10 protein-coding genes and 1 pseudogene are annotated in these 12,862 nt (G+C 60.0%); 2 read left to right on the top strand and 9 right to left on the bottom strand.

The annotated features are described in order from the left end of the window. Positions 1-251: 251 nt before the first annotated feature. Both BMZ91_RS06575 and BMZ91_RS06570 read left to right on the top strand, forming a co-directional pair. Positions 252-1,418, top strand: a complete 1,167-nt coding sequence (locus BMZ91_RS06575; RefSeq protein ID WP_092836010.1) for a tetrathionate reductase family octaheme c-type cytochrome — start codon at positions 252-254, stop codon at positions 1,416-1,418. A 3-nt stretch (positions 1,419-1,421) separates the two neighbouring features. Next, entirely contained in the window at positions 1,422-2,030 is a 609-nt protein-coding gene (locus tag BMZ91_RS06570) for a cytochrome b/b6 domain-containing protein (protein ID WP_092836008.1), read from the top strand. Between the two features lie 129 nt (positions 2,031-2,159). Here BMZ91_RS06570 and BMZ91_RS22055 read toward each other — a convergent pair. From BMZ91_RS22055 to xdhC, 9 genes and pseudogenes are all read right to left on the bottom strand, one after another. Next, a pseudogene (locus BMZ91_RS22055) lies at positions 2,160-2,306 on the bottom strand (hypothetical protein); the annotation flags it as partial. Positions 2,307-2,499: 193 nt separating this feature from the next. After that, positions 2,500-2,649 carry a cytochrome bd-I oxidase subunit CydX gene (gene cydX, locus BMZ91_RS06560; RefSeq protein ID WP_092836006.1) on the bottom strand — a complete coding sequence of 50 codons (150 nt, stop codon included), beginning with the start codon at positions 2,647-2,649 and terminating at the stop codon, positions 2,500-2,502. A gap of 15 nt (positions 2,650-2,664) precedes the next feature. After that, positions 2,665-3,825, bottom strand: a complete 1,161-nt coding sequence (cydB, locus tag BMZ91_RS06555; protein WP_092836004.1) for a cytochrome d ubiquinol oxidase subunit II — start codon at positions 3,823-3,825, stop codon at positions 2,665-2,667. A gap of 5 nt (positions 3,826-3,830) precedes the next feature. Continuing rightward, positions 3,831-5,444, bottom strand: coding sequence for a cytochrome ubiquinol oxidase subunit I (locus BMZ91_RS06550; protein ID WP_092836002.1), 1,614 nt, complete (start codon positions 5,442-5,444; stop codon positions 3,831-3,833). Positions 5,445-5,549: 105 nt separating this feature from the next. Further along, a complete protein-coding gene (locus BMZ91_RS06545; protein ID WP_092835999.1) occupies positions 5,550-7,148 on the bottom strand; it encodes an amino acid ABC transporter ATP-binding/permease protein in 1,599 nt (532 codons plus the stop codon). After that, positions 7,145-8,809 carry an ABC transporter ATP-binding protein/permease gene (locus tag BMZ91_RS06540; RefSeq protein ID WP_092835997.1) on the bottom strand — a complete coding sequence of 555 codons (1,665 nt, stop codon included), beginning with the start codon at positions 8,807-8,809 and terminating at the stop codon, positions 7,145-7,147. The genes BMZ91_RS06545 and BMZ91_RS06540 overlap by 4 nt, the downstream gene beginning before the upstream one ends. Before the next feature lie 176 nt (positions 8,810-8,985). After that, a complete protein-coding gene (gene guaD / locus BMZ91_RS06535) occupies positions 8,986-10,287 on the bottom strand; it encodes a guanine deaminase (protein ID WP_092835995.1) in 1,302 nt (433 codons plus the stop codon). Between the two features lie 83 nt (positions 10,288-10,370). After that, a complete protein-coding gene (locus BMZ91_RS06530; protein ID WP_092835993.1) occupies positions 10,371-11,975 on the bottom strand; it encodes a xanthine/uracil/vitamin C permease in 1,605 nt (534 codons plus the stop codon). A 71-nt stretch (positions 11,976-12,046) separates the two neighbouring features. Next, on the bottom strand, positions 12,047-12,862 hold the full coding sequence (gene xdhC / locus BMZ91_RS06525) for a xanthine dehydrogenase accessory protein XdhC (protein WP_092836284.1): 816 nt from the start codon (positions 12,860-12,862) through the stop codon (positions 12,047-12,049).

Below are 12,862 nucleotides of genomic sequence, written 5' to 3'. Positions count from 1 at the left end.
TGATTACCCAACAAGACCACGACTCCATGCCCCTTGCTGTGAGACGCCATGCTGCGAATCCTGTTACATGCGGCGTTTGGTCTTGCGCTTGCCACGGCCGGAAACGCTCAAGGTGACGCTCCGGACAACGAGACCGCAAGCGAGAGTGCCGGGGCAGACGTATCGGCCACGGAAGCATCAGGAGCGACCGTCCCGAAATTGACGGCGGATCATGCAAAGTTTGATAGCCTGAAAGGCCCGTTCGCGACCGGATCGGATGTTACCAGGGTCTGTCTCGGCTGCCATACCGAGGCGGGCAAGCAGGTCTCGCACTCGATCCACTGGCCAAGGTTGCCGCCAACGTCGGCCGCCCTACCCTCGCCAATTGCGGCAATTGCCATTTCTACGGCGGTGGCGGCGACAACGTGAAACACGGCGATCTGTCCTCGGCGCTGCTTGATGCCAGCCGCCATGTCGATGTGCATATGTCACCCGAGGGCGCGGGCATGGTCTGCGTCGATTGCCACGTTGGCAACCGTCACGAATGGCCCGGCTCGCGCTATCACGGCACGATCAGCGACACCTCGCGGCAACGGCCCGGGATGCGCAACACTGATATCCTGGCCTGCAACTCGTGCCATACGTCGGCCCCGCACGAGGCGTTGTCGGTCAAGGGCAGCAAGCTCAACGATCATATCGACCGCGTTGCCTGTCAAACCTGCCACATCCCCGAATTTGCAAAGGGAGGCGTCGCGACCAAGACCTGGTGGGACTGGTCGACCGCCGGCAAGCTGAAGGACGGCAAGCCCTACTCGGAAGTGGATGAAAACGGGCGCGACATCTACCTGACCATCAAGGGCGATTTCCGATGGGGCGAAGATGTCGTGCCCGAGTATGAATTCTGGGATGGCATCGTCGAATACACCCTTTTGGGTGACAAGATCGACCCATCTGGCATTGTCGGCATCAACCGGATCGGCGGCGGCCCGGATCAGCCGGGATCGCTGATCTTTCCGTTCAAGCGGATGCTGGGCAAGCAGGCCTATGACGAGATCAACCAATACCTGATCCAGAGTAACGTCTACGGCCCCGAAGGCGACACCGCCCTGTGGAGCAATTACAATTGGGACAAGGCGTTGAGCGCCGGGATGGCAGGCAGCGACCTGCCTTATTCCGGCAAGTTCGGCTTTGTCGAGACCGAGATGTGGTGGCCGACCACCCATATGGTCGCCCCCGCGAATGAGGCGCTGAAATGCAGCGCCTGTCATGCCAGGGACGGCCGATTGGCGAAACTGGCGGGGTTCTACCTGCCGGGGCGCGACGGCTTTACGCTGACCGACCGGATCGGGCTGTGGCTTCTGGCAATGACGCTGGCGGGCGTGGCGCTTCACGCCGGTTTGCGTATCCTGTCGCGCCGCCGCGACAACAGGGAGGGCTAAGCCATGGCGGAGCGGCAATACGTCAAGATATTCACCCGGTTCGAGCGGTTCTGGCACTGGTCACAGGCCTTGCTGGTTCTGGCGCTTCTGTTCACCGGCGCGCGCCTGCACGGGTTGATCGGCGGCATGTATTGGGGCCAGGCCTTTCGGCTGCATCTGATTGCCGCCGGTCTGATCATCCTGCTGTGGATCTTTGCAATCTTCTGGCATTTCACGACCGGCGCCTGGCAGCATTATATCCCGACCCTGCGCAATCTGGTGCCGGTGATCCGTTACTATGCCTACGGTATTTTCCGCGGCGAGGCGCACCCGGCCAAGCCGACGATCCACCGCAAGCACAACCCTTTGCAACGGCTGAGCTATCTGTTCCTCAAGCTGGTGATCAACCCGGCGATCTGGGCAACCGGCATTCTCTACCTCACGGTCAACCTGACCGGGCTCGACCTCCAGACAGTCGCTTGGCTGCATGTGGTTTCGGCCTATGCGATGGCGATCTTCGTGGTGATCCATGTCTATATGGCAACCACCGGCGACACGCCCACTGCCTATGTCAAGGCAATGACGACCGGCTATGAATGGGTCGTCGTGGAGGAAGATGCGGCCGGGGGATAGTTGGACGGGTGGCCACCAGGTGAGCGTCACAATGTCGTCCTGAAACAGTTGGGCACCAGTGCGCTCGGGATTGCCCATTTCCAGACCCGGCAGCAGATCCTCTTGGGCGACATTGTACTGTTTCATGCACATCGGGCAGACGAGGATGGTCGCGCCCTCGTCAAGCAATTTTTGCAGCGTGGCTTGCTGATCGCCGAACTGTTCGGCATTGGCCTGGGCCGCTGCCTTGACGCCGCGATCATTCAGAAACACGGTCAGCGGGTGGCCGCGTTCCATCTGCTTGCCGCCAAATGCCAGCGCCATATTCACACGGTGGCCATCATCCGACGTCAGGTTGATGAACAGCGGATCGTCGTCACCGGCAAAGGCGGCGCCGACGCAAAAAAGGGCGATTGCGGCGGCTGCCGCGGCCGATTTAAACTTGAACATGCGTTATCTCGGGTTGGTTGGGGTTAAAGGCCAAAAACTCTCAGGTCTTGGGGCTTGCGCGATCCTCATCTGCGGTGGCATCGGCATCGTCCCAAAGCGCGCGGTCGCCCTGCATTTCTAGCCACATCGCGTTTATGACGGCAAATCCGGCGGCCAGAGGCAGGCCGAGTATCCAGGCGAAATACCACATTTTGCGTTCCTTTTTCTAATAGGCCGAGCCAGAGTCGGTAACGTCAGCCTCGGTGACCTTGCCCCAGAGCACCCGGTAGACCCAGGCAGTGTAGGCAAGGATGATCGGCATGAAGATCACCGTCGCGATCAGCATCACGAACAATGTCTGATGCGAGGACGAGGCATCCCACACCGTCAGCGAAGAACGCGGATCAAGCGACGAGGGCAAGATGAAGGGAAACATCGTCAGCCCGACCGAAGAGATCGCGCCGAAAATTCCCAGCTTGGACCAAAGCAATGTTGTGCCTTCACGCCCGGCGCGCAGGCCAAGCACTGCCATCACCATGCCGAGAAATCCCAACGCGGGTGCCAGCGTGATCCACGGGCGCACCGCATAGGCGGCAAGCCAGCTTTCAGTGCGCAGCACCTCGGAGTAAAGCGGGTTTGACGGACCGTTTACGGCGGCCTCGCCGACCAATGCATAGCCGTCGATCCCGACAGCGAGCCAAAGACCTGCCAGCGCATAGCCCGCGATTGTTGCAATGCCGCACCAGGTGCCGAAGACGCGCGCGCGCGCCGCCACCGGCCCTTCGGCCTTCAGAGAAAGCCACGCGGCCCCGTGGGTGGTGAGCATGGCCAGCGACACCAGCCCCGCCAACAGCGCAAAGGGGTTAAGAAGGCCTGCGAACTTGGCATGAAACGCGCCTTCATAGCGGCTGAACAGGTCATCCGTCAGCTCGAACGGGACACCTTGCAGAACATTGCCCACAGCGACACCAAAGATCAGCGCAGGCACCGCGCCACCAGCGAAAAGCGCCCAGTCCCATGTGTTTCGCCAGCGTGCGTCGTCGCGCTTGGAGCGGTATTTGAACGCCACCGGACGCACGATAAGCGCGGCGAGGATCACGAACATCGCCAGATAGAACCCCGAGAAGCTGACCGCATAAAGCGGCGGCCAAGCGGCAAAGATCGCTCCGCCGCCAAGGATGAACCAGACCTGATTGCCTTCCCAGACCGGACCAATCGTATTGATCGCGATGCGGCGTTCGATATCGGTCTTTGCCACAAAGGGCAGCAGCACGCCAACGCCCATATCAAACCCGTCAGTCAACGCAAAGCCGATCAGCAAAACGCCCAGCAACAGCCACCATATAACGCGCAGAACATCGTAAGAGATCAATTCATGCAGGATCATGGCATTTACTCCGTTGTCGTTGCAGCAAAGGGGTCTTTGCCATCGGTAGTGCGCAGCCGGTGCTCGTGCCGCGCGGTCCAGATTTCAGTCTCTTCGACATCCTCGACCGGCCCTCGGCGGATATACTTGAGCATCAAACTCATCTCGACGACGAACAGGATCGTGTAAAAGATCATGAAGCCCGCCAGTGTAAGCAACAGGTCGGCGACGGACAGATGGCTGACCGACAATGCCGTCGGCAACACCCCGTCCACCGTCCACGGCTGGCGGCCGTATTCCGCCACGATCCAGCCCAGCTCGGCGGCGATCCAGGGCGCGGGAATGATCGCCACCGCGCCCCAGAGCGCCCAACGCGGATAGACCTGTTTGCGAAAGCTGGAGCGCCAGAAGAAGTAGGCCATCACGGCAACAAAGCCAAAGCCGAGGCCGACCATGATGCGGAACGCCCAGAACAGCGGCCAGACATTCGGCACCGTATCATCGGCGGCCTGTTTGATCTGCTCCTCGGATGCTTCACGCGGATCGTCCAGATAACGCTTGAGTAGCAGTGCATAACCCAAGTTACCGCCGTGATCCTCGAACACCGCGCGCACTGCGGGCGGCGTTGCGTCGCGCGCCTCGCGGATCGCCATCAGGGCGTCATAGGCGATGATACCTGACCGGATGCGATCCTCGGATTCTGCAACAAGTTCGTTGATACCGGGGATTTCGGTGGTCAGGGATCTTGTCCCGATCAGCCCCATCAGCCACGGGATCTTGACCGCATAATGCGTCTCGCGCGCCTCCATGTCGGGAAAGCCGATCAGATTGAAGGGCGCAGGTGCGGGCTCGGTTTCCCACATGCCCTCAATCGCGGCCATCTTCATTTTCTGGTTATGTGAGACATCATAGCCGGATTCGTCACCCAACAGGACCACCGATAGCGCCGATGCCAAACCAAAGGATGCCGCCACCGTGATCGACCGGCGGGCCAGTTCGATATGACGGCCCTTGAGCATGTACCAAGCCGAAACGCCCAGCACGAAAACCGCCGCTGTGACATAGCCCGCCGAAACCGTATGGACAAATTTGGCCTGCGCGACCGAGTTGAACATTACCTCGTAAAAGCTGGTCAATTCCATCCGCATCGTATCAGGATTGAACTCCGCCCCCACCGGGTTCTGCATCCAGCCGTTGGCGATCAGGATCCAGAGAGCGGAAAAATTTGACCCGATTGCCACCAGCCACGCGACGGTCAGGTGGGCAACCTTGCTCAGCTTGTCCCACCCGAAGAAGAAGAGCCCGACAAATGTCGCCTCAAGGAAGAAGGCCATCAGACCTTCCAGCGCGAGGGGTGCCCCGAATATATCACCGACGTAGTGACTAAAATAGGACCAGTTCATGCCGAACTGAAATTCCATCGTGATGCCCGTCGCCACGCCAAGCGCAAAGTTGATACCAAAGAGCATGCCCCAGAATTTCGTCATCTGGCGCCAGATCGGGCGGCCAGTCATGACATAGACCGTTTCCATGATCGCGACGATTACCGACAGGCCCAAAGTCAACGGCACGAAAAGGAAGTGGTACATGACCGTCGCTGCAAATTGCAGGCGCGACAGTTCAACAATATCGAGGTCCATTAGTTAGATTCCCATATTTTCGGGGCGAGCAGTCACCGAGGCAATACCGACTCGCAATCATCTTAAGGGAGATATTTCAGATGTCGATTTCGATCAGTGACATTATCACAGAACAATCGACATTCGCATGTCGAACACCGAATGATCGGCACCGCGATGAAGAGCTGCAAGGATCGCGGTCTCTGGCAATGCCTCGCGGATGCCCGCCAGCACGCGATTGGCCGTATCGGCATCCAGCCCCTCTGTCGGCTCGTCCAGCAGCAAAAGCCGAGGTGATTTCAGAATTGCCCGCGCCAGGGTGAGGCGCCGCGCCTGCCCGCCCGAAAGGCCCGCCCCGGCCTCATTCAGCCGGGCATCCAGCCCGCCGCGCTGACGGATCACATCATCCAGCGCCACGGCATTCAGAGCGCGCCACATCGCGTCATCGCCGGCGTTTACCGCAAGAGAGAGATTTTCGCGGATGGTTCCGGCAATCAATGCACTGCGTTGCGGCACCATTGCGACGATCTCGCGGAGCGCCGCCTCCGGCCAATGATCGGGCGCGCGCCCAAGGATGCTTATCCCATCGCTATCGGCTAGCCCGGCAATTTGCATAAGCAAACTTGTTTTGCCGCTGCCGCTTGGGCCGGTCAGGGCAATGGCGTCGCCGGGTTTGAGTGTCAGGCCGGGTTTCTCAATTGCAAGGATCGGCGACGACATCAAATCCGCCTGAGGTCTATCAGAAATAGTGGCCCGTGGCTTTGCTTGCGCGCCGATCCGTCGGGCGGCACCAACCATTCTGCCATAGTCGGAAAACCCGCGCCTCAGTTGCAACAGGGTTTCGGCTAGCGCCAAAGCGACAAAGACACCGATGGCACCGACCGCCGGGCTTTCAAATCCACGCGCAACCAGCCAGCCGCCAGCCAAGAGCGCAAGCCCGGTGACCGCAGCCACCAGCACCGACAGCGCGGCCCCGGCATTCCGGTCGGCCAGATCCAGTTCCCGCGCGGCCTTGCGGGCGTCCGAGTTCAGCGCCATCAGTGCCGCCTCGCGCTTGCCAAGCGTCGCGCCAAGGATCAGAGACTGCCGGTTCCGGATCATGTCGATTACACCGCGTCGAAGCTTCTGGTCCTGCGCCTCGACCGCATCCGAGGGCCGAATGCTGCGCCGAGCCAGACGCCAGAAGATGAGTGTGGCCAAGGGGCCATAACCGCCAAGAATGGCCCATGCGATCGGCCAGCCTGCCAGCCAGCCAAGCGCAAGAAAAACCAGCCCGTGGGTGACGATCGCCGCCAGGCCCGGCAACAACAGCCGCAGAACAACACCGTCAAGCGCATCCACATCCGACACGATCCGCGTCAGCACCGCCTCGCTGCGCAGGTTTGTCAGGTCACGTGCACCCAGCCGGGCCTGTCGGCGCAGCAGGTTTACCCGAAGCGCCGCCAGCGCCCGCAGCGTCGCGTCATGGGTCAGGACACGCTCGCCGTATCGCGCGGCTGTGCGGCCAAGTGCCAGAAACCGCACCCCGGCGGACGGGCGGAACACATCAAAGGCGATCCCGATCCCGGCGAGTCCTGCAATCCCTGTCGCGGTGATGAACCAGCCCGACAGCCCCAACAGTGCCGCGCCCATCAGCAGGACAACGACCGACAATATGGCACCCCGCGCCATTGCCCAAGGCGCTGCCGTCAGAAGCAGGCGGATGATCGGCAAAAGCGCTCTCATGCCAGCACCTCTATGGAACGCTCCATCGCATCCACCAGCGCCGGATCATGGGTTGCGACGATCAGGCTGTGTCCGTCGTCTTTCAGCCGGATCAAGGCGCGGATAACCTGTGCCGCCGTGTCCGGGTCAAGATCCGCTGTTGGCTCGTCGGCGAGGATCAATTCGCGCCCGCTCAGGATCGCGCGCGCGATCATAAGCCGCCGTGCCTCACCGCCAGACACACCGCCGCCAGTCTCCCCAAGCCGCGTATCAAGCCCGCCCGGCAAACGCCTTACAATCCCCTCCGCTTCGGCCTGGTGCAAGGCCGGCCAAGGATTTGCGCCCCGTTCGTCGGGGTCAAGCCAGTCGCGCAATGTCTGATCGGGAAAATGCGGCATCTGCGGTATCAGCGCGATACGCGCGCGCCATGCATCGGCGGTGTCATCGTCCAGCGTTTGACCGCAAACCGAAATGCGCCCCGAGGCAAGCGGAACAAGCCCTGCAATTGCCCCAAGGGCGGTGCTTTTCCCCGCACCGCTGGGTCCGCTAAGCGCCAATGCCTCTCCGGCACAAAGGCGCAAATCTGGCAATGGCACATTTCGCCCCGCAAGTGCGGCCACAGCGCCCGCGAGCGTTAGGGCCAGGGGGCCAGCCAGGGGGGCCGTGGCATCGGCGCCGCCAAGAAACCCAACCCGCTCGGCCGCGTCCAGCGCGTCCAGATCGGTAACCACCGACAGCCCTGCGGCCCGGTCATGCCAGGCGGCGGCAAGATCGCGAAAGGGTTGAAAGAACTCTGGCGCAATCAGCAAAAGGAACACACCCTCGCCAAGCCCGAGCGGTGTGCCCCAACTTCCGAACTGGATCGCGCCCAAAAGCGTGAAGCCGACAAAGACCGCGACCATCGCGACGCCGATTGCGCTGAACAATTCCAGCACGGTCGAGGACAGAAACGCGACGCGCAGGACAGCCATCGTGCGGATGCGCAGCGTCTCGGCCCGGTCGGTAAAATCCGCCACTGTCCGGTCCGTCGCCCCCAGAAGCCGGATATCGAGCATCGCCGACAAGCGATCCATCAGCATCGCATTCATCGACCCGATTTCGTCCATCTGTCGGCGCGACGCCTCTTCGGCCGCCATGCCAACCAGCGCCATGAAGACCGGGATAAGTGGCCCGGCGATCAACAAGACCAACCCGGCCGCCCACGAATGCCAGAAGGTCAGCGCCAGCAGGACCAGCGGCAGCACCGCAACCCGTACCATTGCCACATAATACCGCGTGATCCACGGCTGAAGCAGCGGCAGTTTCTGCACGATCAGGGCGGCGATCTCGGCGGAACTGGCACCCGCGCGTGCGCGCGCCTCGCGCCCGATCAGGATGGCACGCTCACGCGTAATCGTCCGGTCAGCCGCATCGAACAGATAACCACCCGCCCAATGCTCAAGCCCCGCCCGCAATACCCCGCCGAGCACAAAAATCAGCACCGCCGCGCCGGTGCGGCTCGTGTCGCCAGACACCCAGCCCGAAATGGCCCATGCCAGCGCCGCGGCCTGAATGGGCCAGATCAACCCTGCAACGACTGCAAGCGCCCCCGCAACGCGCAAAGGTCGGGAAACGGGCGCAATAATGCGTGCGTTCGCGCGCCGCGAGGCCGTCGGGCTTTCCTGTCGTTTCGTACTGCTCATCGCCCCAATCACTTGCACTTCATCTGAAGCTAAGGGACCACTTGGCCCGCCCTCTTGCAACCCGTGACCGAATGATCCAGCCACCTACAGTCTGATCAATCGGTTCCGGCGGGCAAGGTCAGGGACGCGGATTGGATCAGCGGCCCTTGATGGTGACCCATAAGGCAAGTCCGCAATCATATGGGTTTCCCTTTTTGTGGCTGACCCGCAACATACGTCTGAACAATCGCACGGTCATCACCCATCATCTGCAACGCGAATAGTTCTTCTGCCAAGGTTTCTGCCCGGTCCATACGCAAGGCCATCGCGGGTGTGGCTCGGGGGTTGAGAACCACGATGTCAGCCTCGGTTCCCGCGTCAAGGGTGCCGATTTTGTCTACGAGTCCAAGAACCTCGGCATTTCCACGCGTGATCCAGTGAAAGGCGCGCAATGCGTGCAGTTTCTGATCCTGCAACTGGAGGATCTTGTAACCCTCGTTCAATGTCTGAAGCATGCAATAGCTGGTTCCTGCGCCAATATCCGTGGCGATCCCGTTGGTGATGCCGCAGGCGCGCAACCCGGCATCGTCAAACAGCCCACTGCCCAAAAACAGGTTCGAGGTGGGGCAAAAGACCGGGTGCGCACCGGTCTGTGAAATCGCGTCTATTTCACGCTTCTTCAGATGGATGGCATGACCCAATAGCGTGCGCGAACCGACAAGACCGTAACCTTCATAGATATCCAGATAATCCCGCGCGTCTGGATATAGCTCGGCAGTAAAAGCGATCTCGTCGTGGTTCTCGGACAGATGCGTTTGAATGTAGCAATCTGGATGCTCAGCGGCGAGCGCACCGGCCATCTCTAACTGTTCCGGGGTCGATGTGATCGCGAAACGCGGCGTGATGGCATAGGACGTGCGGCCCGTGCCATGCCACTTGCCGATCAGCGCCTTGCTGTCGTCATAGCTGGATTGCGCTGTGTCCAGAACGGTCTTTGGCGCGTTGCGGTCCATCATGGTCTGACCACCGATCATACGCATGTTTCGGTCTGCGGCCTCGGAAAAGAATGCCTCGGCGGACGCCTTGTGCGACGCACAGAACGCCGCGGCCGTTGTGGTGCCATGATCCGTCAGCAGGGTGCAGAATTGCCCCGCCATTGCGCGTGCATGCTGGGCATTGGCATATTCGGCCTCTGCTGGAAATGTGTAACCGTTCAGCCAATCAAGAAGCTGGCTGCCCCAACTTGCCACGATCTGGATCTGTGGAAAGTGAATGTGCGCGTCGATGAAACCGGCCATCAAAAGATGAGGTCGGTGATCGGTGACCTTGGCACCGTCAGACACCGCAGCCACATCCGTGTATTCACCAGAGGCCACAATCAACCCATCCCGCATCAGGATCGCACCGTCCGCAATATAGCTGTAGGCATCGGTATCCTCCCCGTCGGCAGGTTCGTGATGAAACGTAAAGAGACGTCCGCGCAGCAAGGTGCCGGTCATTGATGATTTCCTTTGAAGAATTGAGAGCAGAGAACTGCGAGGCGGATATGTGTCCGCCTCGCCGGTGTTTTATTCAACTGGCTTCAGGCGCGGTCGCGTGCGGGTGTGTCGTCATTCATAAAGTCGGGCTCATCCGGCACGATGATCCGGTGTTCCAGATCGTCACGAGGCGCGAGCATCGGATAAACGATCATGAAGAGGCCGACGATCAGATATCCGATGGTGATCCCATCAAATTGCGGCATTTGCAGCGTGTAGCTGTGAATGATGCCGACAGAGGACATGACCGCCGCCGCGATGGCGAAGCCGCCAGCGTACTTGAACCGACCGTCGATCACATCCGCCACGATCGCACCCCAGACAAGACCAGTGATAATGGCCCCTTGGGACAATGCCAGGTGGCCTTCGTAATGTGCGCCTTCCATCAGCAAGGCCGCTGTCAGTTCACTGTCACCCAATGCCGGCAATCCTTCGACGCCAACATTGCGCAAGCCGTTTATCATCGACCCCCATTTGGTCATCAGGAATGCCGAAATATGCGGCAGGATTGCAAAGGCAACGGCGGCCATATGGGCGGGTTTGACGGCAAAAGCCGTGTTTGTGATCAGACTGACCGAAACAAACACCAGCACGGGTGCCGCCGCGGCGATCGGGATCAGACCTGCGAGAAACGACAGAAAGCCAAGGAAGGCTGCTGCTGCAATGACAAGCGCCACACCGATGATATAGCCTGCGCGCGCATCAAGACGTTTATAGGCGGGATGGCCGATATAGACCGTCGTGGGAAAGGGCGAGCCGAAGAGCGCGCCGATCATCGTACCGGCCCCATCCGTGAGCTGACACACTGCCACCGGATAGCTGTCGCCTGCCGCTTCTGCCGATTCCACGTTGTTCATGGTTTCGATGAAGTTGTAGATTTGTACCGGGATGAGCACCAAGAACAGTTCGGGATTGACAAAGAGGTATTGAATGCCCGCGATCATGTCGCCGAAGTAAGGGACCGGCGGGTAAAAGCCGATGCCATCAGTGTTAAAAGAGGACTGTCCAAGAAAGATCGCGATGATCGTGCCCGCAGCGATGGCAACCAGACCTGCCGGCACATTCCCCGGCAGGCGAAAGCGACCGATCAACCCCCAAAGGATGAACAACAGCGATGTGAAGCCGATGATCGGATGCTCGAATATCTCTGCCAGCGGCACCGAGCCGATAAACACCAGCGCGATACCGCACAATGTGCCCAACATCCCCGCGCGCGGCGTGATACGCTTGAGAAACGGGCCGATGATGGCACCGAATGCGGCAACAATACCGCCCATAAAGCCCGCCCCGATACCGACTTGCCAAGCCAAAAGCGGATCACTGGTCGCCCAGTAGATCGGGCCGATCACACCAAAAAGATAAACAAACATCACAGGTGTCGAGATGCCATAAGGCAGCGCGGTGACGTCTTTGCCCTGCCTGTTCGCGGCCCATTTGGCAAGCAGCGTGTAAACCGCGACCCCGGCAAGGATTGCAACAGCAGCACCCGGTACAATACGGCCAAAGACGATTTCGGCCGGCATTTGAAATACAAACTGGCAGACGCCAGACAGGATCAGAAGATTGACAAGGTTGTCGGTAAAAAGCGCCCAGAAAGCGTTGAAATCATTCCTGCTGAATAACTTATAGTCATAGGTAGTTTCTGTCATTTCGGTGTCCCTCCCGTGGAATATCTGCCCCCGTGCCGCTGAGTTTCGGCTTTTTCGCGGGGCGCTTGCCGTCAACCGACGGATTCTGTGATTTGATGTGTGGTAACCGTCAGCGCGGTCATCACCTCGGCCACGATGAGGGCCGCAATAATTTCTGGCCGTTTATCGGTGCTGGCGGTTGCGCCCATCGGGCAAACCAGACCGGCGCTGTCTGACGGGCTCGGTTGTGTCTTGTGAAATCGCTTGAATTTTGCGCGCTTGGTGGCAGACCCGATCATGCCAACATAGGCCGCATCCCCCCGGTCCAGCGCTTCGGACGTCAAAAGAAAATCGAGTGCGTGGTCATGGGTGAGTACAATAAACGCACTGGCGGGCGGGGCGGCCCGAATGTCCGCCTCTGGCATCACCGAAAGGCGTTTTTCGACAGTCGCATCAACCAACGACAATTCTTCCGTGCGAATGTCGATCAACACACAGCGCACCGGGAGGAATTGAAAAAATCTGGCAAGCGCCCGTCCGACATGCCCCGCCCCCAGAATATAGACATGCGGCCGCGCCGCGTGGTCTTGCGCATCAGAAACCAATGCGGTCGCACGATCCGCATCCGTCATCCGGTCAAGGTCAAGCGTGACACGTCCACCGCAGCACTGTCCGATTTCCGGACCCAACGGCACATCCATACCCGCAAAATCAGCATCCGTCCGCAGCATTGCCCGCGCTTTGTCAATGGCCATGTATTCAAGCTGCCCGCCCCCAATGGTGCCGTGCAGTGCGGTTTCAGCAACAAACATCTCTGCCCCGACCTCTCGCGGGGATGATCCACGCACCTGCGTCAGACGGACCTGTATGACGTTCAGGTGGCTTTCAAAGAAGCTGGCAAGTTTCAT

It is taken from the genome of Roseovarius lutimaris, from assembly GCF_900115165.1.
Classification (GTDB): Bacteria; Pseudomonadota; Alphaproteobacteria; order Rhodobacterales; family Rhodobacteraceae; genus Roseovarius; species Roseovarius lutimaris.
Note: the sequence above shows the minus strand (reverse complement) of the source record. Positions and strands in the feature narration are given on the sequence as shown.